The sequence below is a fragment of the Vibrio sp. Vb1166 genome, assembly GCF_033338695.1.
Taxonomy (GTDB): Bacteria; Pseudomonadota; Gammaproteobacteria; order Enterobacterales; family Vibrionaceae; genus Vibrio; species Vibrio alginolyticus.
In genome coordinates, this window is sequence record NZ_JAWOTE010000019.1 from 12031 (window position 1) to 35367 (window position 23337).

Here is a 23337-nt window from a genome sequence, read left to right on the forward strand (position 1 = left end):
AAAACAATCATGTGTCTTTTTAAGAGGTGTTCATTTTAGGTATGCTCTATTTACCTAGTGAATGTTGATAGGACAATATAAGTGAACAGCAAGGCTATTTGACCAGCCCAATTTAACCAACCCAAATTGGCTAGGTTAGGCTGTTTTCTAGCAGCTAAAAGGAATAAAGCTATTGGATTTCCTTCCTGGCGTAATTTTCATCGAGTATAGGGGTCACACGACGATTCGGAAAACATTGTACGTTAAGAGCCTAACGCAATGATTATCTTAGCCAAGATAACCAGTTTTCGATGGGTAAACCCAAAAACTACTCACAAGAGTAAGCTGAAATGAAAAGAGCCGACAAAAATCGGCTCTTTTTTAAGTCTGAAGCCCAATGGAACGAAAACGTACGCTAAGCTTCTTACCCATATAAAATCATCATACTTTCCTATAGCTGCTAACACAGATCAAATGAAACTCTCAATAATCCGGTCTACACATGCTTGATTAAACTCTGCAAAATCAATTGCTTCACCCATAGAAATAAGCTGTTCTCTGGTTGGGTAACGTAATGTTCTTAGGTCTGTAGCATTTACTTGAGTATGACCGTTCATCTGACGGAAATACTTATCTACTAACGTGCTGTTAAGGAATACCCATAGACCTTTTGCAAGACCATCATCTAACGGCTCACCCAATGCATGAAAGTAATTTGTTTTATTTTCAAAACCCACTACTTCAACATCAGCAATATCAGCTGTGTAGATTGACGCAACGATTCTACGTTTCTCTTCTTTAGCGGTCAGTCTGCGAGTTAGAACATAAGTTCCGTTTTTAACCATCAGGTTAGCTGTGCTTTCGTTGTTTAAAAGTGCGTTCGGCTTTTTGGCATTTTCTACTGGCCATTCAATCGCACATTTTTGTAAATGTTGTGGAAAGATTAAAGGCACTGAACCATCAACAAAGTCGGTGCTTAAATTTTCTCTAGTGCGAAAATCTACAACTTTACCTGTGCTTGCCTGAATACCAAGATCTTCAAGTGAACACGGTAAACCACCTGCTCTAGTTGCTACGCTCTGTTCTTCTTCATCAGTGATGATATGAATAAAACGCTCTGGATTGTTTTCACTTACTACTCTGTCAAAAGGCACTTCATAAACATACGGGCTTGGATCTTCTGCACAAGAGCTAGAAGTGACAATAACCGTGTCTCTTTGTGGTTCACCTTTTGTTAAGTGATAAATAACGTTTTCCTGCAGCACTTTATCAGCCTTGAATGCTGATTTACGGCTATTAAAAACATGAATTTTGTTGATTGAGCAAGAGTCTAATAACAATCTACGGAAATCGTTGAAGTATGGACCGTTACAGAATGAACGGGGAGTGATTGCGACAAGTTCACCGCCTTCTTCTAATAATTTTATCGCTAACCCTACAAACGCTGAGTATAGATTTCCAGTTTCAAAACTAACCTTTCTTAGTGCTGCTCGCTCAGTGCCTTTTGAAGAAATTTTTAAGTAAGGTGGGTTAAGAATGACTTTGTTATATTTAGGTTTGAAATTGTCGTTTAAGAGCTGTTCAACTGAGTGTTGAATAAAATCATCTTCAACTACGGTTTGATCCCACTGGACACCATATGATTCACACGTATTTGAACAATGCTTTAATGTATCAGACAGGTAATGATTCATTACGCTTGATAGTTCGAAGCAAGTTGAATCAATGCTTGTTGCATCGTTCTTAACTCGCTCAACAAACGCAGCCGTTAACGATCCTACTCCTGCTCCTGCATCAAGTAGACGGTGTTCACCATCTACATTTTCAAACATATCAGCAAGAAGCTTAGATACAGCAGAAGATGACATAAACTGACCTAATTTCCCTCTAAGCTTTTCATCGAGTTTTCCATTTGCCGCAACTCGGTTAACATCCGCAATATCATTTAAGTTAAGGGGTAAATTTTGAGCCAATTCAGTCATATATGTTTTTTTATACAGTTGTGTGTTGGACGGGCAGTATCGCAAAAAACCTGCACAAAAGGAAGAAAAAAACCTGCACATAGGTTACATTGTGGGATCTGTTAGTTTACTGGCTGATAAATAAAGAAAATGAGAGACAAAAAACTAGAACAAGCTAAAGAAATTCTCAAAGCTTTAGGCTTGCCAAAACAGCAATACAACGACAGATCCGCTTGGGTCTTTCTTGCTCTTGCTAATGTAAAACCAACTGACGATTGGAGTGTAGCGACAGCGCCACTTTTACCGACTGTTGATATTATGAGTTTTATACGCTCAGAGTATGGAAAAGATTACCAACCGAACTCTCGTGAAACGATTAGAAGACAAACACTCCACCAGTTCGACCAAGCTCAAATCGTTGATAGAAACCGTGATAATCCTGCTAGAGCTACAAATAGCAAAGACAATAACTACTCATTGAATCAACCTGTCATCGAGATTCTACATACTTATCCTAACGGTAATTGGAAAGAGCTTGTGAAGAAGTTCCTTTCTGATGTTCCAACGCTGCAAGAGATGTATGAACGCACTCTTAATAAAGAGAAGATTCCTGTGCTCTTACCTGACGGTAATGAAATCAAGCTGTCCCCAGGTGCTCATAACCAACTTCATGCTGATATTGTTCACGAATTTTGTCCTAGATTTGTGGGGGAAGGTGGTAAAGTCCTCTATATCGGCGATACAGCGAGTAGCCGTGATGAAGGTGGTAAACATATGGTTCTTGAAACTGAATATCTTGAATCATTGAACGTCCCTCCTATGTCTCACGACAAGTTGCCTGACGTTGTTGTATATGATGAAAAACGCCAATGGTTGTTTTTAATTGAAGCTGTAACGAGCCATGGACCAGTCAGCCCTAAACGATGGCTAGAGCTTGAAAAAGCTTTGAACGGTTGTTCTGTGGGGCGTGTTTATGTCACCGCATTTCCCCATAGGGTTGAGTTTAGAAAAAATGCAGCAGACATTGCTTGGGAGACGGAGGTTTGGATTGCTGATAATCCAGATCATATGATTCACTTCAATGGTGACCGATTTCTTGGGCCACACAATAACAAACCTGAGATTAGCTAACGTTCTTCTCCTAGAATTAAATAACAAAGGTAGCGAGGAATACCTTGCTGCCTTTTAGTATTAACCCTCTTACAGCGATTATTCCTTTATAAATATAAAGTTACGTTCTTAGCGTACAATATTTTCCGAATCGTCGTGTGACTGTCGGTGGACAACAAAGTTTGAAACTCGAACAATAAAGATTAGAACTATGACAATAAAGTACGAAACTTTTCGGTGCCATTTGTCGTAGTTTGCCTTCTTCTCTGAGACGATTTTGCCCCAAAGCTAGCTAGATGCTATTGCATGTCTTATTAGTATATCTAACTTGAAATGTCATAATTACTATTTGAGCCACTTGTAGCACCATCCATCACTCATGAGCAATTTCCTGATTTTTGCTCTGTCATTAGCTTTAGCTCGCATATATATAGAGCGTATTTCTTGCTCATAAGAATCAGATTCAAAACCACGGTTAATCGCTTTTTGATACCACTCATGACCTTGGGAGATATCTCCACTCAACATTTTGCACGCACCAATCAAAGTGCATGGGCGGTAGTCCTGTAGAGTCAATTCATGAGCCTGTATGCCAAATTCGATAGCTTGTTCTAGCATATTTAAATCACGTTTAACACCGCCAGCCGTAGTAAGCAAAGCAGATTTTAACTTCTTATTTCCATTCGCAAATTTGAATGGAAAGTGCTTATTCACCAAGGTTAGGGCTGTTTTTGCCTTATCTGCTTTACGATAATCAGCAAGAGCATTAACCAAGTTCCACGGCTTATTGGTCGTATTCCATATTCGCTTGGAGTTCTCTGCGCGACGAAGGTAATACATGCTATTCACCTGATCATTCTCAAAGCCCTTCTGCTTAAGCCACAAGTAGTCGGCATCAGTGATCATACCTTTGTTGAGAGTCGTGAGAATATAAGCTGCTTTAGAGTGCCTACGAATCGAACTAATATTGAGTGAGGGGAAGTCGATGAATTGCTTATCATACTTAGCTCTAAGATCTGCAAACATCTTGTCAGACGCTATTTGCCGCTGTTTTAGCTTTTGTTCCTGTGCTTTTTGTTGCTCGATTCTTTGCTCTTGAGGAGTTTTTGTCGTGTTATATTTAGCGAGTTTTGACTCGATAAACTCTATATTCGTTGAAAACTCAGCACCTTCAACTGACTTACGTTTTTTCACACAAACCTTCAGGCTCAAGAACTCACTAAACACATCAGGGTGATCTTCAAGCAATGAATTCAAGATCGCTACATACTCTAAACCCATTGCACTTGTTATACAGTTGGCTTCATCGAGTAATGGTTTATCGAGCACGCTGCCATCTATAGCTTCAGATAAAAGCTTCAACCAAGCATGGTGAAGTGGGAATTGAACTCGATCAAACAGCCTAATTACTTTAGTGACCAACATAACGATTTAATCTCCATCCTCGTTTAAAGCACTGTCCATCATAAAGGGGCCATGCTAAACCGCACCACCAATTATAGCGGCTGAGTTTTTCGAATTTTCTATACTTGAAGTTATCCATACTCTACTAATTTAGTAAAGTCACTGAAACGAAATTGTCCAAAAGCGAGTTTCAAACTTTGTTGTCACACTTTCGTTGGATAGCCACATTGATTGAGTCTAAGTGTCGATCTTTATTGTCAGTATTGGGTTCTTTTAGCCACGATAGTAACGCACTTCGGAAATAGAAAAGTTTCAAACTTTAATGTCCTCCGACAGTTATTATCCTTGGAGACTTAGTGTTAAACGATACTGGCGTCACCAGATATGTAAATGGGAATGACTTCGATGCCCAAGGCGCACCTAATGATCTTCCTGGGCAAGATGCTGAATTTGGCGCTGATACTGACTCACCAAACTACTTAGATGGTTATGCAGGTTTCTCTTTTACAAAATTAGACGTTTCCGGAAACCACCTTCCTCATACAGCGACGGCATGGTCATGTGTCTTGGATAACCGAACAGGGATCGTCTGGGAAAACAAAGGTGATGCAATTACTGATATTCCATCTTCACTTTCGGAAGCAGAATTCAAAGCCCTAGTAAATGATGCTTGGCGTGCCAGCAGAAACCCAAGCTCAAAGGATTATGTTCCTTACCCTTATTATCACTGGCATCAAAACTGGCAAGCTAAAAACTACCTATACACCTGGTACAGCAAAGATAGAACTAATGACGGTGGCAGTGCTGGTGGCGCTTCACTAGAATTCCAAAACCGTAATGCTCCTGTTCACGATAAGGCACAATGCGCGTTCCCTACGACAGATAACGCTGGCTATGTAAAAGTCACATCATGTAGTACCGATGACTACATTCGTGCGGCCAACGAGCTAGCCGTTTGTGGCTATAAAGATTGGCGATTACCTTCCATTGAAGAGCTACGTTCTATTGCCAATTATGAAAACAGTCAAACACTGCTCGATACCGACTATTTCTATAACTACGAAGGTGGCGCACCGATTTGGTCTGGAACCCCGAGTTCAAATGGTGAAGGTACAGCATGGTGCATGGACTCAAGCAATGGACAAGCTAAGTTGTGTCATAAACAAAGCAACTCGGCGAGCATTCGTTTAGCAAGAGGAGGGAAACAGTGATGAAGTCCAAACTAACCGTTGCGGCAAGCATTCTTTGTCTTGTAGGGATATCAACTCAAACTTACGCACAGACTTGTAAGTCAGATATTATCGCTCCCACCACCAATATAGAGCAATTTACAGTACATAAAGACGGCACAGTTACTGACGCCGCAACAGGCTTGATGTGGACCACTTGCACTATGGGACAAAGATATAGTGCCGATAACTGCATTGGAACTCTAAAATCATTTCCTACTTGGTCTGATGCGTTACTAGCTGTGGACGACGCTAACAGCAGCAATTTACTAGGGTACTCTGACTGGAGACTACCCAACATTAAAGAGCTTGGTTCCATTGTCGAAAGGTCATGCTCAGCTCCTGCGATCAGATTGGAGGTATTCAAAAGCACCCCAAAAGTACTTTATTGGTCAAACACTCCTGACAGCAAGGTTAACCCTCAGTTGAAAGCGCGAGTTATTGATTTCAATGAAGGAACTGAGTTCGCATCGTTAGCACAATCTAATATATATCTGCGGCTAGTTCGTGACCTTAAAGAAACGTCCAACTAATTCCATCGTAAGCCCCGGATTTTATTCTGGGGCGTTCCCATAGTGAAGTACACGCGATGAACAAAACATTACCACCTGATACCCCAGAGCAAGCCCGAATCACCAACTATCAAGGAAACCAACTGATAGTTAGGGCCTATGCTGGCACGGGAAAGACAACAACCCTCATCAAATATGCTCTTGCTAATCCTCGCCTAAGAATGCTGTATATCGCGTACAACCGAGCGATAAGAGATGAAGCTGCGGAAAAGTTTCCCCGAAATGTTACGTGCAAAACCTCTCATCAACTAGCATTCGCATCTGTTGGACGTATGTTTGCGCACAAATTAGTGGGAAACATTCGCCTGACCGATATAGCACAAGCGTTAAACACAAAAAACTGGACTCTTGCAAGAGACTGCCTGGATACGCTAAATGCATTTATGTGCAGCGCAGATGACCAAATTCTGTATGACCATTTCGAAAGAGCAGATACTGGATTACTACTAACAACAAAGCAAGAGAGATACGTAATAGAAGTCGTTCAAAGTGCAGAAGATATTTGGAAGAGGATGTGTGAACCTCAAGATCCTTTCCCTATGGTTCATGATGGATACTTAAAGCTGTACCAATTATCTCACCCCAATTTATCATTGAGATACCAGGTAATCCTCTTTGATGAAGCACAGGACGCTAACCCAGTAACTAGTGACATTGTAATTAGGCAGCGCTCAAGGACTATTCTTGTTGGAGACGTCCACCAGCAAATCTATCGTTTCAGAGGTGCAAATGATGCGATGAATAACCCCCGCTTCTCGAACGCAGATCAACTCTACCTCACACATAGTTTCCGATTTGGGCCTAATGTAGCGATGGTTGCTAATGCCCTTCTCGAACTAAAAGGAGAGACCAAGCCGGTAATTGGGCGCGGAGCTAAAGATCAGGTTCTTATGATGCTACCTCAAAATATCGGGCATCATGCTGTGTTACACCGCACGGTAATGGGAGTTATTCAAACTGCTTTGGGCTACACAGGTGCGGGACATAAAGTTTTCTGGGCTGGTGGTATAGAGTCTTACCAAATCGACTATCTGGAAGATATCTTTTGGTTCTCACGTGAAGAAAGAGAACGTGTCAGAAACAAGCAGATACTTAATGATTATGAGGACTATCAAGAGTTCACCGAGATAGCTCGTGCGACTCAAGACAACGAGATGTTTAGAGCGATGGCAATTATCGAAGCCTACGAAGATCTTCCTGAACATCTTGCGATATTACGCCTTAACACCGTAAAAGACGAATTGGTTGCAAATGTCACTGTGTCTACCAGTCATAGAGCAAAGGGACTGGAGTGGGATTATGTCCAACTATTTGATGACTTCCCTGACGTTTTGGACCCCGAGCTAGAACCTGAGGCACGGGATGATGAGATCAATCTACTTTACGTTGCAAGCACGAGAGCCATGCGAGCACTTGCGCTTAACGCTTCAGTGGAAATGGTGATCAGGTACATCACCCATAAGCGTCAACTTGAAAAGATTCAGCAGGAAGAAGCAACTAACAATCAGTCAGAACACATAAAAACAGCCTAATCGACCAAAAATACAACAATAAAACCTCCCCTAATTGCCCTAAATGGGAGGTTTCAGATGCATTCCTTAATCCTCCCCCCCGTTACCATATGCCTGAATGGGAAAATATGTGTGGTGACATGAACAACAAGACTTTAAAGAAAGCTACTTTAGCGCTGGCATTGATAGCCTCAATGCCAAATATCTCCGTAGCAGAAGACAGTAGGCCCGGCTTTTACGATAGAAAGGCGGAAGGATGGTTTTTCTATGAAGTCGAGCCAGAAGAAAAAGAAGTACCTAAACCTAAGCCAGTAGCAGTGCAACCTCCCCCACCACCTCCTGAGCAAGAACAGATGGCCCAGAGTGAAGGACCTGAATATTTTTCTGCTGCGTGGTTTAGAGAGAACTTACCTAAATACAAAGATGCTTGGTGGGATAACCCAACCATTGAGAACGCTAAAGCTTTTGCTTACATGCAGCGATTCGCAATGGATCGTTCAGAACAAGCGCAAGATGCATATGAACTGGCTATTTTAGGTGATCCTTATCTTGATGAAGTGTCCAGAAGACCTTATGCCACGTTCGCATCTCAGCAAGTAGATAGTAAGGCTGGGAAGGAAAGGCAGACATTACTTGGGACTGTAGCAAGTCGTGTGGGTCTATTTTTCTTCTACCAGCCAAACTGCGAAATGTGCGAAATACAGGCTCCAATAGTCAAAATGCTTGAGCAAGGATATGGATTTACTGTCGTGGCAGTATCTTCTGACGGCACCCCTTTCCCAGGAAACATTTTCCCCGAGTTCAAAGTAGATAACGGCCATGCCGAACAGCTAGGTGTCGTCACCTACCCAGCTTTATTCTTAGCTTCACCAGATGGGAGTTTTGCTCCTGTTGGGCAAGGGGTAATGTCACTTCCAGATACAGCCAATCGAATTCTAGTTACTGCTCGCCGAGCAGGTTGGATCAGTGATGACGAATTCAACAAAACAAGAGCACTGGTTAATACCGACAACAACATTGCGGAAATTCTTACCGATAAAACAGGTGAGGCTTCCTTAGAAGAAATCATGACGGATGATAAAGGGAACTATATCCCGCCGGAACAATTGATGGACTTCATCCGCGAAAAAATTAAGGAGAAATAAGATGTTCAGAAAGAACAAGCTGCGGAAGAAAGCTCTCGCTATTTGCGTAGCATCCGTTCTGTGGACAGTACCGAGTATATCTACAGCTAACGGCTTAAAGTCTGAAATGGACGCCCTTTTCAATGAAATGAGCAATGTCACTCAACCAGGTGTATTTGAAACACAGCGTCGAGGGGTTCTGGCTGGTGGTCGATACACCACGAAAACACGCATATTTAATGAAAACCTAGTGTCATTCACACCTCCATCATGGAAAGCTGGTTGTGGTGGTGTTGACCTATTTGGGGGCTCATTGAGCTTTGTTAACGCAGAACAAATCGTCACTTTGCTGCGTTCGGTAGCTGCAAATGCAAAGGGATACGCATTCCAATTAGCATTGGATAACGTCTTTCCTGATGGTGCAAAATGGATAGAAAACTTCCAAAAGAAAATACAACAATTAAACCAATATTTGGGTAATTCTTGTCAACTTGCACAAGGTATCGTAAATGACGCTACCTCTTCATTCGATGTTAAACACAAAACTGACGCTTCCATTACAGCTACCACAACGGGTCTGTTTGACGATGTATTCTCATCTAAGCAAGAGCAAGGCGGTTCTACACCACTCGAACAATTGAAATCAAACAACCCAGATGAGTACAAGAAAATGATTGGTAATATCATCTGGAAGCAATTGAAGAAAAATAATGCAAACGCATGGTTCACATACGGAGACAACACATTACTAGAAGCCATAATGTCTGTGACGGGAACAGTAATAATCGGTGATATTGTTAATGATTCACACGCAAGTATTACGGAAAAAACGACACCAATCACCACTTTACCTGGCAATAAAATCCAAATTTCAGATCTAATCACTGGTAGTAACGTTGAAATATACTCATGTGGTTCAGATACTGAAAATTGCCTAAGCGCTGGGGCAACTGGTGGCGGTGTTAAAACCGTCAACATCACAGGCATAAAGAGCCAAATTGAAGATATGCTTATTGGTTCAAGTACATCTACAGGTATTATTTTCAAGTTTGCTAGTAATGCTGGAACACTATCAACTAGCGAGCAAAACTTTTTAGCTAGCTTACCTGTTGGTATAGGTGCAATCATCCGAAATCTTTCTGTTCTATCTAAAGACTCTGCAATGTTATTTGCCTCAGAGTCGTCTGGAGCGATTTCTCTAGCAATGATGTATTCATTTACTAATGAGCTTTTCAGAGCTGCATTTATTGCTATATCAAACAGTGATAGTCCTTATAAACAGCAAGCGTTGGAAGTATTACGTGAATCTCAAGCCAACATGAGAGCCGAATACTCAATTCTTACAGCTCAATATGGAGATCTCTCTTCTCAAATCGAAAAGTACAACAACCTCCTAAATAACGTTCGAAAGCAAAAATATATGTTATCGACGCTAACTAAAGCACCAAGAACAAAGGAGTAAAACTTCATGCCTGAATTTACTATTTACTCCATTGGCGACTCAGCATTTCTTGAGCAGATATTAATTGCTGTAGCCATGATCACGGGGACCAATGACTTCACCAAGATGGTCAGTGTTGGGTTGCTTATTGGTGTAGTGATGATAACCGTTCAATCTGTTTTCCAAGGGGCAAAACAGATCAATATTCAGCAAATTTTTATGGGGTGGCTACTATACGCCTGCTTCTTCGTACCGACTTCATTAGTCAAGATTGAAGATGCTTACACCGGGCAAGTTCGTCCTGTGGCAAACGTGCCGATTGGTATAGGCTTTGCCGGAGGTGTTATATCGAATGTTGGCTACACCCTAACAAAATTATTTGAGACTGGTTACGGCATTATCGTACCCAATGTTACTGAAACTCACTTTTCTGAAACACTCAAGCTACTGAATGATGTAAGACGCGGTGTGTACGATAGCGCTATTTTTACAGCCCTAAACCAAGAGCAAGGTGGTGGCTATGTTGATGTTCGTCGCTCAGTTTCTAATTACATTAGAGAATGTACGCTAACAAAAGTAGATCTCAACCTGATGAGCTTAGATGAGCTTCTAACACTCCCTTTAGATCAAGCCTTACAATTCAATTCTTCACTATACGGAACGCGTGTATATCTAAACGCGTCGAATCCCGATGGTGGTGATTTTACTTGTAGTGAGGCATGGTCTACAGCTGAGGGGGTTGGCATTGTTGGGGCATTAAATAACCTAAGTGGGTCCAATGTAAATAACGCTTTAAACAATCTACTTGGTGTAGATCCTACCTATACAGGTGTAAATGCTCTAACAAAGATAGCTGACTCATTACAAGCAGTAGGAGCAATTTCCACCTCAGCAGTAGAATATACAAAAGTCGCTCTACTAGAGCCTTTGTATTATGAAGCAGCTGCCGGACGATACCAGGACCTTCAAGACTATGGTTCTGCATTGATGATTAACCAAGCGATTCAACAGCGAAACACTCAATGGGCAGCAGAGCAATCTATGTTCATGTCAGTCGTCAGACCGATGTTAACGTTCTTTGAAGGTTTTGTTTACGCGATAACTCCTATAATGGGCTTTATCATCGTTATGGGTTCAATGGGAATGACGTTGGCAGGAAAATACTTCCAAACGGTTCTCTGGATACAGCTATGGATGCCAGTTCTATCTATAACAAACCTATTCATTCATACAGCAGCGACTAATGAAATGGCAAGCCTGTCTACACCAGGCTTAAACTCAATGTATGCATTATCCTCAACAGGAGACATTCTACAGAACTGGATCGCTACGGGGGGAATGTTAGCAGCAGCCACTCCTATTATTTCACTATTCATAGTGACAGGATCAACATACGCATTTACCAGTCTAGCTAACAGGGTTAACGGTTCTGATCATGTCAATGAGAAAATTCAGTCGCCTGACGCTTTGAATCAAGGCCCAGTAATGAACAGTCAACCTGCATATAACCACAACCAATTTAGTGGGACGATGGCAACAGGAGCGGAAAGCATGATCAGTTCATTTTCTCTTGGCTCATCTATTGGAAGCGGGGTTAGCTCAGCAAGGGCAGTACAAAGCCAGAAGTCAGAAGCATTCTCAGACACCCTTGGCCGAGGTTTTTCTCATGGCGTATCACAAGACCAAGCATACTCCCGTCTTTCTAGCATTGGCCGAACAATCGGTTCACAAAACACTCAACAAAGCCAGTTGGTTAATCAACAAGCTAAAAGCTTCATGGATAAGTTTCAAGTTGATGATCAACATGCCGATGCTGTAAAAGGCGCGTTCGCAATGCAGGCTACAGGCTCTTTAGATGTAAAAGAAGCTGCGGCAATGGTAATGCCACTGATGGGCACCGCTCGTGCAGCAGTAAAAAATGCAGTTAAAGGTCCCTCCAAAGGAACTGGTTTGGCAACTATACCTTCTCAAGAGGATGGAGCCAAAGGCGGTGGTGGTGATATTGTAGGTCTAACTGCTCAAGCCCAGGGAAAAACGGAATCGTCTGCAACAGATACGTCAACATGGTCTGCCAGTGATGTATCGCAATTCATGAAAAATGTTTCATGGGGGAAGACTGATTCTCAGGCACTTACCAATCAATTAGCTCATGGCATTAATAGACAAGGTGGCGAATCCTTTAAACAGTCATGGGGTGATAATTTATCTCAAAATCTATCTAAGTCTGCACAAGAGCTTGTTTCTGCCACTAATGCATATACAACAATGGATCAATTGCAAAACTCTATGGGCTCGATGACAAATAGCGACTTTAAAACATTGGGTGGCGAAGTCGCTCGCTCGCCAGAAGCAATGGATTACCTCAACCAACATTATCAAAATGCACCGGACTCAGTTCGAAAAGAAGCGGCAAATCTCGAACAAAGATATCGTGGTTATGGCATGGACCCAGGTGTAGCTAAAGCGGCAGCTAGACTGACAGCTATGACAAATACCAACAACTATCAGCCAGGGCAACAAGTTGGAGGCTTCCAAGCTGCTGTTAGTGCAATCAACTTAGCTACCGGGAGAAATAGCGGATTTGAAAGCGACCCTCTACAGTACAGCGGCCTCACTCCTCCGACTGTGCCAGAGAATTTAGGGCAGACAGTTGGCAGCAACGTTGGAAGCGGTCCTGTTTTACCTTCCAATTTTAGGGAGAACACAATCAGTACGTCTGGCACAGCTCCGGTAACAGAAACGCCACCAACACCTCCTGTTACTCCGGTAACTGGCGAACATGATGCAAACCTCCAACAATTAGGCAATCTTGCAAATCAGACTAACCGAGCTGTTTCTAGCCCAGAAGAGCAAAAAGCAAGAAATAATATGCTCAATGCTTTGCCGGATATGTCATGGAGCGCTTCCACTTGGGGGGCAGTAGACAATACTGGAGACTGGTTGGCTCGAAGAGCTGAGCAAGTTGGTGGTGCAGCAGTAGCTGGTGGACAGGCGACAGCGAGCGATTTTTCAAATGCAATGGATCAGTTGCGAACCATGACACCAGAACAAAGGGACCAGTTTATCGAAGCGACTCAACGTGGTGACGACTATATATCCGAAGAGTACGGCTTTGGCGGAGAAATGGCAGTTGCAGCGGCAAAATTAGGTCGTAATGTTATTGGCGCAGCAGCTAGCGGTTACAACGCAGCCAAAGAGTGGTTAACGGGAGAGTCGGATCTCTCAGAAGCAGCTAAAGGAATGAGCTTAGAACAACGAGGGGCATTCTACGCAGCAGCGGCAGCGTCGGCAGCGGAAGCTGGCGGTAGTGCAGCAGCTAATTTCATGGAACAATATGGAGATGAATTCAAGCAAACTATGGCTGAGCTCGGGACATCGAGATACGGTTTAACAAACGAACAAGCGGCTGTTTATGCTGAATCTTTTGATACTAACCAAGATAGAATGAGTCAAGCTGTTAACAACTTAAAAATGCAGTATGCTGAAACTGATGCTAATGGTTCAGTAATGATGAATGAAGATGGCAGCCCTGTTTTATCTCAACAAAACCAAGAGTTTACAGACCAACTTGTGAATGTTTTACAAAATGCAGGTGACGCTGGAGATAGATCAGGAAGTTATCTTACTGCCGTTCGTGGCTACAACATTGCAAATCAGCAATTCGATTAATTCTTCCCTTTCACCCGAATCCAAAAGGAGCACCAAGTGCTCCTTTTTATTTAGAAGGTATTAAAAGGATTACCATTTGAATCTACATCCATACCTTTGTGGCCCATCATTGGCAAACCTGTAGCGGGATTGTGTCGTTTTTTCTTTGCGCATCTCCCAGTTCCTATTTTATTAACACCACCAGAATAAACAGCGCGCATCCCAACGAAAAGAATAAAAGCCATCATTGCTACCAATGCTACTTGCCACTGTATGTATGCGACAGCAGACCAGAAAACAATCGCTGCAAATGGACTTTTATGAACCAATAACACAAACCCCAACGTCCAGTACATTACAGGAACAGACATCAAAGCCCATCCCCAAGCAGTATCCGCTGCCATAACAAACCCCAGCAGCAACAGAAACAAACCGATAATATTAATGACATGCTTCATGCTCTTACCCTCAACGAATTTCATAATACCAATATAACACAGAATCAAATAATGCAACCATGAATCCGTCTTCTACTACTCACTTTCACATGTGAAAGTGCCTATAACGCCATCTTCATATAGAAAAATATGAAAAATGTGACTTTCACTCAGCAAAAATGTGATGAATACGCTAAATATAATAAAGAACCATTTGTGAAATCAGTTGATTATAATTTTATTAGTGGTTAAAATGCACCCTATTCGGTCAAATGTAATGGTTGCAATTGCATCTGATCCCATCTGCAAGTCAGAGTATTAATAAGAATCACCCTTAGGGTTAGTTGTGAATTTATTAGGAACCAGCGCCCGCTCGGTTCCTAAACCTTATTTAGCTTACTACACACACGTAGAGTACATTCCTTTTTGGTACTCTGCCTCTTCGTACCACTCCCCCGAATGGTACGCCTATAGCCCATGACTCCAACCCAACTGGGCATAAAATTCTAGCAGGTCAAAAGCACCTGCATAAAAATTAAACTTCAAATTTCAATTCGCTTACTGCAAAAAACGTTACCACGCAAGATAAAACTATTTTTAAAGTTTTTTTCTGTTGATAGGCTCACTTTATGATCCTATAAATAAGGTCATAATACGTCAAGAAATGTCAACAAACGACAAGAAAGCAACTTTAAAAAGAGTTTGGTAATAGAGAGACAAAGGATGTATTTGAATAGCGAAATTCCCCAAAACGAAGAACAGAAACGCAGTTGGATAAAGTATCAATTAAAGATACAAGGGAAATCCCTGGCATCCCTGGCAAGGGAGCACAAAACATCTCGACAAGTACTTTCTAACACTTTGTACGAACCGTCCCCGCGCTGGGAGTACGTTATCGCACAAGCGTTAAACAAAAAGCCTACTGAGATATGGCCGGAAAGATACGAAGACGGATTACCAAAAGAAAAATTGAAAGTTTAAGGGATCACCCCGAAGGACTGGCTAGGAAAATAAGGGTTTTCATATATGGCAAGGGTCAAGAAGTTTATAGCAATTACGTTGCTCGGGATGTCTAGCGTAGCAAACGCGATTGACTTAACTGGTACAGTATTCGAAAAGGCAGCAATAAAACACGGTGTAGAAGCGAAGCTTTTGTACTCTGTTGCGTTGGCTGAGTCAGCTACAGGTCGAGGTGATGGAAACATTAGCCCTTGGCCTTGGGCATTAAGGACACTCAAAGGTGGTCCTCATTACGAGACCTCTCTCGAATCAGCCAAGTTAAAACTCGATGCACTTCTCGCTCAGCACGGAAGAAATGTTGACGTAGGTATGATGCAAATCAATCTGCGTTGGCATGGAGATAAAGTAAGTTCTCCAGATGAGCTCTTGGACCCTGCTAAAAACGTTGACGTCGGAGCTGGTTACTTAGCCCAGTGCATTTCGTCCGCTCCTGGAGATTTGGAGCTAGGCATCGGTCGTTATTACACCTGGTCTGATGAAGCTAGAGCAAGAAATTACGGCAGTCGAATCCTTGCCATTTATAGAAACTTGGATACTGAGGGCATTTAGGATGGACTACTCATGTTCTTACAATATGAATATTGCCTCTCTTAGTGAATCCCAGGCTGATAGAAATGTTTACGAATTTGATCTGTCTTTATGGACATTGTTGAAGCACCTAGCAGAAATCCACCCACGAGAAGTCTCGGAGCAATTTTCTCTTCCACTGGAAACAGTGGAAGCACTTGCGGATGCTACAAAGCATCAATTAGAGCTCTTATCATCAGGTGTAATCCTTTCTTTTAAGCTTTCCTCGCCAGAAAAAATCTATATCTCACACTTGGAGCAATCCTTCGATCAAATTTGTTTGACGCCTTCTTCTGACTCTGGATTTGGGGCTGCATATTGGCTGCTTATGGGAAAAGTGTCACAGCAAGACATTAATATTGCAGCGCAAACTTTCGGGGTCTCAGTCAACCTTACAAAAATCGTATCTCAAGCCTCTGATAATCAACTAAGAAACTTAGCATGTAGCCAGGACATGCCATTTTCGATCAGGTTTTCACCTGAGCTGGTGAGAGAAATTCTGGACAGTGACGAACAAAGGGTTACACACCTCATTTTAAAGAAGCATCAACAATCTATAACTACAACGGGAGGCGGCAATGAGTTGTAATTCAAACTCTTTGGCCCGATGGATATCGGCTAGGAACATGGCTTTGGCTGGATACATTACCAAGATCATCATGGTAGAAACAGGACTTACCTACAAGCAAGTACGTAGAATGTACAAAGAGCTAGAAGATGAAGGTCTTGAAATTTGCAGGAAGAGTAGAACTGCGCGTGGAGGTGCAACTTTGATTCATAGCCATACATCAAAGATTGAAGCGTCTCTATTGATGCAGCTTTATTACAATATAGCTGGCGAAGCGGCCCTTCGTTCAATAAACATTGATGCACTCCATGTGGCTTACCAAATGTATTGCGCTATTAGAAATGAGACGCCTGGAATGAAAGGAACTCGTTGGCAGATGCTCGACATCACCGATGCGTGGTGTTTAGCCCAAGAGCTGCGTTCTGGTGAAGCTATGATAGAAACTTGTCATAGCTGCAAGTGCAACTACTTCACATCAGTTAATCAAAGAACAAGTGTGGATTGCCCTTTCTGTAAAAACCAAGCATGTAGCGGAAAAAATGAAGAAGAATCGCTCACCCATGAAAGCAACTATTCTTATGCTTGATTTGCTCATTGATTAAAAAAGGGGTGAGATTTCTCACCCCTTTTCTATTGGAACAACGCTCTATTTACAATCTGCGTCATACACTTTGCAGCAATTTACCTTTCAACCCATTCCTAGCTTTGTCTAACTTATTATTTTTCTCTTCAACCTGCTCTTCAAGTGGAGGGCTAAAGTGTTGGACTGTAGTCATTGCCCCACCTCTAAGAGCATACATACCTAACATAGCTAAACATCTAAGACGGTCACAACGTTCCTTATGATGCATTTGAGATAGCTCTTGATAAAGCTCGGGAAATGCCTGCTCTGAGACTTTGAAATTACTAATTTTCCCATCCCAATCACTACTAGCCATATGTCCCCCTTAACTAGCCGCAGAACCAAAAACCACGAGCATTCGATGCCACTGCGTTGGAAGGAACCACAACCTTTGAATGAGGGAACAGTTCTTTTGCAGCTTCTTTGTAAGCCGAAGCTCCTCCACCAGCAAGCAACACAGCATCAGCAGCCATACCTTCTTCACGCATAGACTTCTTCATAGGCGTTAATGCATTTGGAGCAACCTTAGACGCAGCCTTATCGAAGTACTCACTAAGAGGAACTTTCGAACCGTGTAGAAGCAATTCTTTCTTATTCGAGCGGATAGCTTTTTCGATTTTTTCTAATCCAGGTCCCGTACCATAGTCCTCTTGTATTAGTCTATTTAGTTCCTGTAGAAGAATAGACATTGCTTTCAGAGACGTACCAGAAGATTGATAACGTACCTCCCCCTCTTCGAGAGCGACCCAATCAACACTAAAAAACCCAGGGTCAATAACAACTGTTCGACCTTCATTTATGATTTCTAACAGTTCCTCATCATCGCAAGAACTAACCACATCCATATACGCTCCGGCAGGCTGAGGCACGACTACAACTGATTTCACCAGCACCTTTCTTTTAGGTGAAATTTGATGCTCACCAGTAAGACGTTCAACAAGTGCATCTCTCTTAGACTTATCCATAAACTGATCAACAGGAAGACCAGTTACAAGAACATCAATCTCTGAACGTCCGCTCAAAAGTAAGCCAGCTAAAAATAAAGCCTTATACGATTTGGTTGAGGGATAATCACCATGTAACTCTCTTTCCCAACCCTGCAATCGATCTGGCTCTACCCCAGCGACCCATTTTTCTCCGTCTATGTCCACCAGGATACAATTAGACGCGCCTCCCATTAACTGCTGAGGCATAAGCTCTGCTGGCCCAGCGCCTACAGGCAGAACTTCAACCTTAGGCTCTTCCCCCTTCTCTCCGTATGCAAGTTTTAAGTTTGAGTATCCAATATCTAGACCAAGAACAAACATGCCCCACTCCTATTAAATCAAAAAGTAATCACAAGATGGCTTTTAGATGCAATTCAGCCGATGAGAGACAATTTACATCACGACATTTACCAAGACCGCCTCCACAATTGCCCAAAAGGGGCGTTTAGATTGCTTTTCGATTAAAAAAACCAAAAAAAAGCAACAATCGAAGCATTTGCTCAAGACTCTTTAATAACCTCGCTGGTGTATAGTGAAATATTTATGAGTAGAAATCCTATATCTATCTGGATAAAACCGATACATAATCATAAAGATTGCAATATCTAGGATATTGGTAACAAATTATCCAGATAGATAGAGCGTTGACAAAAATAATTCACGAGCTATCGTAAGAGAGTACCTATCTATCTGGATAAAAGAGTTAAATCCTCCAGATAGATAGGTATTTGGATAGGAATTGGTTAGGAATTTTGCTATTAGCCACGCTAAAGCCAGCTCAGGAGCCTAAGAAATGAGTACGGATAAAACCAGTAAGAAGGCAAATATAGACTGGGATCTTTTGTTAGATCCCAAAAATGAGGATGAAAGATCTGAACTGTACCTTGATGACATTGAAGCAATATCAAGAGACTTTGTTCTAGAGATACAAACCGCACTAGAGCAAGAGATGAAAGTTCTTATCGTTGAAGCAAAGAAAAGAGCAGACGTACATTGGGCATCAAACAGAATAGCCAGAGAAGAAGAGGACGAAAATAATCAATGGCGATTCGGAACTAGGGCAAGAATGAATGGAAGAAGCCTATCTGCCGAATGGTTTTTAAACCGTTTCAAGCCAGATCCAAAGGGGGGTAAATCCCAAGTGTATTCAACATACCTCAAGAAAGGGACAGGCAATCAATACGACTTGTCAGCATTCAAAAAAGCCACTGACGATGAGTTCAAGTCCATAAAAATGACCGAAGAATACTACGCAGTGCTAAGACAACGCTCAAATGTACTAATGAAGATCCGTAGGCTTCTGAATGACTACGAAAAACTTATTGATAAGCGAAAGGTTGAACTATAAGAACAATGAACCAAGGAGACCAACATGAATTCTGTATCAGCCACTGAAATGGCAAAATTAGGCAAATGTGAAAAAATGATCAAACGATCACGAGTGAGTAAAAGGATCAACGAGAGAGCGCCTAGAAAGCTCTCTAACGCTTTTAACGGAACCAGTGATACATTGCGAGGTGAATTTGCTCACTTCTCCTATGAGAGTGCCACACAGCGCTTTATGACAGACAAACAAGTTAAATGCCGTCGTGTGCTGCAACTATGTTTAAGCGGTGCGTTCGCTATGGGATTGCTATCACTAGTAGCTTTATACGCAAGTTAAGCAAGGGTAATTTGCACTCACAAGACACAGAGGAATTGGTGTTAGTACAAAACTTATCCACTTTTTCTGTGGATAAAAACATCATTTGTCACCTCACAACAAACCTTACTGATACACAGAATTTGCACGTTGTTAAGAGCAGCATTGAGACACAGCAAAGGTTTTAATGTCAGAGTCGAAATAATGGCTTACATCCTCTCGGCTTACTTCCATTAGGTGATTACCCCCAAACACAACGCTGCCCTCTACAAATCACCAATCGGATACTAAACATGATTGCCAGGTAAAATTCGAACGAGACGAGAGCTCTAACAATGTCACAGCAGAACATAGCGTGACAAAACACAAATGACGCACCAGAACACACCAAGCCAATTAACATACAGACCCGATCAGTTAACCGATCGCGCCTTATGTCTATGAATCAATATCAAACCTACCCCAAAACCAAATTAGGGAGCTCTACCAATTAGCAACCTAAAAGACTCCAACAGTGCAGGTCCTAGAGTTAACGAAACCACTTGCTGGTCTTACGTTAATCCAGAAAATCAATGTGTATACTTGCCTTGCGGCCAGCTCAGAAGTTCTATTCTCAAGTATTGCGAGCTTTATTACCTTTGCAAACGCGGTATCCAGCTCACTATCGCCATACGATGAACGTCATAAAAAATGATGCAGATATGAATGTCTTGAAGATACCGAAGGATTTATGTAATGCTTGGTACTACCTAGTTGTGTTTCCTTCGGTCCATAGGAACTGCTTTGGTGAAAGCAAAGAAGATAAATAGCACTAGAGGCTAATCAATGAATTAGAACCCGGTTTGGTGATGTTTCCGAGCACCGAAATAACATCACACATCGAATCAAGACCGGATAGACAACTCAGAACCATTACTCGCCATAACCTCCACAATACCAAACAGAGCTAACGAAAGAACAAACACTCCAGCAAGCAGTAACATAAAGTACCCTATCTCTTTGACTGCGAACTTGAGAGCTGACAACAGAGAGACCTGTTTGCCGGAAATCTTTGAGTAACCCCACTGAAATGCCAGGAACGAAGCTAGGCCGCAAAACGCAACTATACCTGCAACAACCAGAGGTTGTTCTATCAAAACATCCTTATTCAGAAAGCCTTTTGAAATCGCTACTGAGAACAATCTACCAATCAAAAACCCAGCCCCCACAGCCACTCCACTGCGAATTAAGACGACCTTAAAAGACTGGGAATAACTTAGCGTTGTTCCGTTAGTACGCCGAGAAGTGTATTGCACCACCAGCGTGGATATAGCTAATCCAAAGAAAGTAATAACGACAAATTCCATACAAGGCTCTCCAAGCCAATTCTGAGCGTCCAATAAAAAGCATAGGACACTGATTTTCTTTAATCGACCGTACTGACATTTACTTTAACCAGCCGTGAATTAGTGTATTGCATCATCTTTATAAGGTCATATAATGAGCTTAAAAGGCAAACCGAAAACGGACTTGGCTTTTCAATGTGAAATATCGAAAAGCAACCCAAAGACGACATTTAGATTGAATGCTGGGTATGCATAAAAATAGATTGAATGCCGTCAAGAAAAGCAAAGTGCCTTTAAGGTAGTGTTTTGATAGATAAGGTAAAGTTGCATTGTTCACTAAAGGAACACAAAAGCAACCTAAAAACAACTTAGGAGTTAGGTAATGATAAATGGAAAACTAATAGGTTTAGGCGTGTCAATAATGTCGGTAATAATGACTGGTTGTGCGTCAACTTCCCAACCAGTGTCATACGATGAATCACACAGTCGTGCATATAACATCGCGCAGGCTGGTGGATTGTACGATGTAAGTGACAAATACGTCCCAAGAGAGAATTACGAGTCTTTGCAATTTGCAGGCAGCGCTGCGACAAACTCTCTTTTGTTTACCTCCTCCTTCGGTGCGAACCTAGATTTAACATCAGGGTTAGGATTGGGGCTTGTCACCTCTCTTTTAGAGCAGCCCGACACAGCATCCAGAAACAGCGTAATTGCATGGATGCCAAAGTCCGAAGCGTCATCCACCAAAAATGCTCAAGAAAAACTTTTGTCTGAAATGAAAACGGCCATTGAATCAACGCTAGAAGAAATGGGATTAGAGTATGAAGCAACAAATGGCAATTCCGAACGCAAAGTAGAGTTCTACTTTCACAGTGAAGAGTACGGTTGCCCCATATACAAACCAGGCATGACAAATGTGGATCTCTGCTACATAGCAACCGAAGTCTTTGAGCCCCGCGAAGCAAAGGCCCCTAGCTTTGTCGGAGTCGATGAAATTGATTCGTATGCTTTTGAATCAAACCACAGTGTTTACTACAACCGATTCCGAGTTACTCCCGGCAAAGGTAGCCATGTCCCAAGCGACAAAATATATTCACTTGTAAGCGGAAAACTTCCCTCTTGGGCTTATGTTTACGTAGCATCTGGGAACATACAGGTAGGTGAATCTAAATTTAAAACGCCTTATCTACTCGACAATGGCGAACCTCTATTGTTCATACACCCAGAGAACTAATTAGCTCTCCCCAAGCATTTTGCTTAGGGAGATTGCCTTTTTCAGGAGGTAGACATGCAGCAGCAGAAAGAACAAATTACACGCTCAACAATTTCATATAGAAACAAAAGAGCTAAAGAACAAATCCAGCACATACTCCAACTTGCCGAAAGGATTACCTCTGACGTCGAAAAGGAAAAACGAGAGTCCATGCATTTGTGTTTATGTTGCTATTACGCTCGTTCTCAACGAATAGGAGGAGCTGCGATAACATCAAAACCTTGTGGTGTTTGCGAAGAAACAATGCAGTTCGGCTCAACTGCTACTGATGCAGTCTGCGACAGCTGTGCAAAGGAACAGGGGTTATGTAAACAGTGCGGAGCAGACATTGAATTGGCGGAAAGAAGAAAGCCGTACCCTTTTGAGAATGAGATAAATAAAAAGGAACTTTCAAATGATCAATGAGGAATGGTTTTCTGAATTAGAAACAGTTCTGTTTGTGTTGGAGGACTGTCAGGTTGACTGTGATGGAATGACTTATCTAGTAAGCCATCTTCTGAAACAAGCCAACGTTGAACACTGTTGCATGTTCGGCTATGTAACAGAAAAGTCGTCAGGAGACGTAGTAACCCCTCATTGCTGGATTACATTGCCAGGAGACTACATCGTTGATCTCAGACTTAGAATGTGGCTTGGGGATTTCGATCATATTCCCCACGGCGTATTTAAATCAAGCTGCACACCAGATATCGTCTACGAAGGAAAAGGGCTAAGAGACTCAAATTTAGATGTAGACACCTTAGATATGATGTCTGACGGTAGACTTTCACATGTGAAAGTCCCCTCTTTGCTTCACTAGTGCTCCACCAGCTGCAATAGCCCCTTCTACACGGGGCTCTTCCCTGCCCTAAAAGTCTTTCACGCTACCCCTTCCCTCATACCGAACCTAAATGCTTAGTACTTCCTAAGTGGCTACGT

At 42.1% G+C, this 23337-nt stretch carries 22 protein-coding genes; 16 read left to right on the plus strand and 6 right to left on the minus strand.

All coding sequences use genetic code 11. The features are described from left to right. Nucleotides 1-449: 449 nt before the first annotated feature. Nucleotides 450-1961: an Eco57I restriction-modification methylase domain-containing protein gene (locus R7E51_RS17480; RefSeq protein ID WP_101905902.1), complete on the minus strand. Its 1512-nt coding sequence runs from the start codon at nucleotides 1959-1961 to the stop codon at nucleotides 450-452. A 129-nt stretch (nucleotides 1962-2090) separates the two neighbouring features. On the opposite strand from R7E51_RS17480, the gene R7E51_RS17485 reads away from it, so the two are divergent. Continuing rightward, nucleotides 2091-3071: a BsuBI/PstI family type II restriction endonuclease gene (locus R7E51_RS17485; protein ID WP_101905903.1), complete on the plus strand. Its 981-nt coding sequence runs from the start codon at nucleotides 2091-2093 to the stop codon at nucleotides 3069-3071. A 324-nt stretch (nucleotides 3072-3395) separates the two neighbouring features. Here the strand turns inward: R7E51_RS17485 and R7E51_RS17490 are convergent, their stop codons facing one another. Next, nucleotides 3396-4475: a hypothetical protein gene (locus tag R7E51_RS17490; protein WP_101905904.1), complete on the minus strand. Its 1080-nt coding sequence runs from the start codon at nucleotides 4473-4475 to the stop codon at nucleotides 3396-3398. 335 nt (nucleotides 4476-4810) lie between these two features. Here R7E51_RS17490 and R7E51_RS17495 point away from each other — a divergent pair, with 335 nt between their 5' ends. The 6 genes from R7E51_RS17495 to R7E51_RS17520 all read left to right on the plus strand — a co-directional run bounded on the left by R7E51_RS17495 (nucleotide 4811) and on the right by R7E51_RS17520 (nucleotide 14000). Further along, nucleotides 4811-5665, plus strand: a complete 855-nt coding sequence (locus tag R7E51_RS17495; RefSeq protein ID WP_180827200.1) for an Lcl C-terminal domain-containing protein — start codon at nucleotides 4811-4813, stop codon at nucleotides 5663-5665. Then, on the plus strand, nucleotides 5665-6216 hold the full coding sequence (locus R7E51_RS17500) for an Lcl C-terminal domain-containing protein (protein ID WP_014386830.1): 552 nt from the start codon (nucleotides 5665-5667) through the stop codon (nucleotides 6214-6216). Before R7E51_RS17495 ends, R7E51_RS17500 begins: the two co-directional genes overlap by 1 nt. 56 nt (nucleotides 6217-6272) lie before the next feature. Beyond that, nucleotides 6273-7787 carry a UvrD-helicase domain-containing protein gene (locus R7E51_RS17505; RefSeq protein WP_014386831.1) on the plus strand — a complete coding sequence of 505 codons (1515 nt, stop codon included), beginning with the start codon at nucleotides 6273-6275 and terminating at the stop codon, nucleotides 7785-7787. 119 nt (nucleotides 7788-7906) lie between these two features. Further along, nucleotides 7907-8911, plus strand: coding sequence for a conjugal transfer protein TraF (traF, locus tag R7E51_RS17510; protein ID WP_220769851.1), 1005 nt, complete (start codon nucleotides 7907-7909; stop codon nucleotides 8909-8911). A gap of 1 nt (nucleotide 8912) precedes the next feature. After that, nucleotides 8913-10352, plus strand: a complete 1440-nt coding sequence (locus R7E51_RS17515) for a conjugal transfer protein TraH (protein WP_014386833.1) — start codon at nucleotides 8913-8915, stop codon at nucleotides 10350-10352. Nucleotides 10353-10358: 6 nt separating this feature from the next. Beyond that, complete coding sequence (locus R7E51_RS17520; RefSeq protein WP_014386834.1) at nucleotides 10359-14000, plus strand: conjugal transfer protein TraG N-terminal domain-containing protein; 3642 nt, start codon at nucleotides 10359-10361, stop codon at nucleotides 13998-14000. A 50-nt stretch (nucleotides 14001-14050) separates the two neighbouring features. Here the strand turns inward: R7E51_RS17520 and R7E51_RS17525 are convergent, their stop codons facing one another. Further along, nucleotides 14051-14437 carry a hypothetical protein gene (locus R7E51_RS17525; RefSeq protein ID WP_109320325.1) on the minus strand — a complete coding sequence of 129 codons (387 nt, stop codon included), beginning with the start codon at nucleotides 14435-14437 and terminating at the stop codon, nucleotides 14051-14053. 702 nt (nucleotides 14438-15139) lie between these two features. Between R7E51_RS17525 and R7E51_RS17530 the strand changes: the two genes are divergently transcribed. Genes R7E51_RS17530 through R7E51_RS17545 form a run of 4 tightly spaced genes read left to right on the plus strand, consistent with a single transcriptional unit; the run spans nucleotide 15140 to nucleotide 17157 of the window. After that, complete coding sequence (locus tag R7E51_RS17530) at nucleotides 15140-15397, plus strand: helix-turn-helix domain-containing protein (protein WP_032073043.1); 258 nt, start codon at nucleotides 15140-15142, stop codon at nucleotides 15395-15397. Between the two features lie 45 nt (nucleotides 15398-15442). After that, the gene (locus R7E51_RS17535) at nucleotides 15443-15985 is read left to right on the plus strand and encodes a transglycosylase SLT domain-containing protein (RefSeq protein ID WP_014386837.1); all 543 of its coding nucleotides are present in this window, start codon (nucleotides 15443-15445) and stop codon (nucleotides 15983-15985) included. Nucleotide 15986: 1 nt separating this feature from the next. Beyond that, nucleotides 15987-16592, plus strand: a complete 606-nt coding sequence (locus R7E51_RS17540; protein WP_014386838.1) for a hypothetical protein — start codon at nucleotides 15987-15989, stop codon at nucleotides 16590-16592. Between the two features lie 37 nt (nucleotides 16593-16629). Continuing rightward, the gene (locus R7E51_RS17545; RefSeq protein WP_342749706.1) at nucleotides 16630-17157 is read left to right on the plus strand and encodes a FlhC family transcriptional regulator; all 528 of its coding nucleotides are present in this window, start codon (nucleotides 16630-16632) and stop codon (nucleotides 17155-17157) included. A 76-nt stretch (nucleotides 17158-17233) separates the two neighbouring features. Here R7E51_RS17545 and R7E51_RS17550 read toward each other — a convergent pair whose 3' ends face one another. Together R7E51_RS17550 and R7E51_RS17555 are read right to left on the minus strand one after the other, a co-directional pair. Continuing rightward, nucleotides 17234-17509: a hypothetical protein gene (locus tag R7E51_RS17550; RefSeq protein ID WP_014386840.1), complete on the minus strand. Its 276-nt coding sequence runs from the start codon at nucleotides 17507-17509 to the stop codon at nucleotides 17234-17236. Between the two features lie 13 nt (nucleotides 17510-17522). Then, on the minus strand, nucleotides 17523-18500 hold the full coding sequence (locus R7E51_RS17555) for a ParM/StbA family protein (RefSeq protein WP_014386841.1): 978 nt from the start codon (nucleotides 18498-18500) through the stop codon (nucleotides 17523-17525). A gap of 472 nt (nucleotides 18501-18972) precedes the next feature. Here R7E51_RS17555 and mobI point away from each other — a divergent pair, with 472 nt between their 5' ends. Both mobI and R7E51_RS17565 read left to right on the plus strand, forming a co-directional pair. Further along, nucleotides 18973-19527, plus strand: coding sequence for a conjugative transfer protein MobI(A/C) (mobI, locus tag R7E51_RS17560; protein ID WP_014386842.1), 555 nt, complete (start codon nucleotides 18973-18975; stop codon nucleotides 19525-19527). 24 nt (nucleotides 19528-19551) lie between these two features. Next, complete coding sequence (locus R7E51_RS17565; protein ID WP_014386843.1) at nucleotides 19552-19842, plus strand: hypothetical protein; 291 nt, start codon at nucleotides 19552-19554, stop codon at nucleotides 19840-19842. A gap of 863 nt (nucleotides 19843-20705) precedes the next feature. Here R7E51_RS17565 and R7E51_RS17570 read toward each other — a convergent pair. Then, complete coding sequence (locus R7E51_RS17570; protein WP_014386844.1) at nucleotides 20706-21167, minus strand: hypothetical protein; 462 nt, start codon at nucleotides 21165-21167, stop codon at nucleotides 20706-20708. Nucleotides 21168-21567: 400 nt separating this feature from the next. Here R7E51_RS17570 and R7E51_RS17575 point away from each other — a divergent pair, with 400 nt between their 5' ends. The 3 genes from R7E51_RS17575 to R7E51_RS17585 are packed head-to-tail and all read left to right on the plus strand — an operon-like array spanning nucleotide 21568 to nucleotide 23218. After that, a complete protein-coding gene (locus R7E51_RS17575) occupies nucleotides 21568-22380 on the plus strand; it encodes a hypothetical protein (RefSeq protein WP_181726419.1) in 813 nt (270 codons plus the stop codon). Between the two features lie 54 nt (nucleotides 22381-22434). Next, a complete protein-coding gene (locus R7E51_RS17580; protein WP_014386846.1) occupies nucleotides 22435-22824 on the plus strand; it encodes a hypothetical protein in 390 nt (129 codons plus the stop codon). Beyond that, nucleotides 22814-23218, plus strand: a complete 405-nt coding sequence (locus tag R7E51_RS17585; RefSeq protein WP_014386847.1) for a hypothetical protein — start codon at nucleotides 22814-22816, stop codon at nucleotides 23216-23218. The genes R7E51_RS17580 and R7E51_RS17585 overlap by 11 nt, the downstream gene beginning before the upstream one ends. Nucleotides 23219-23337 lie beyond the last annotated feature (119 nt).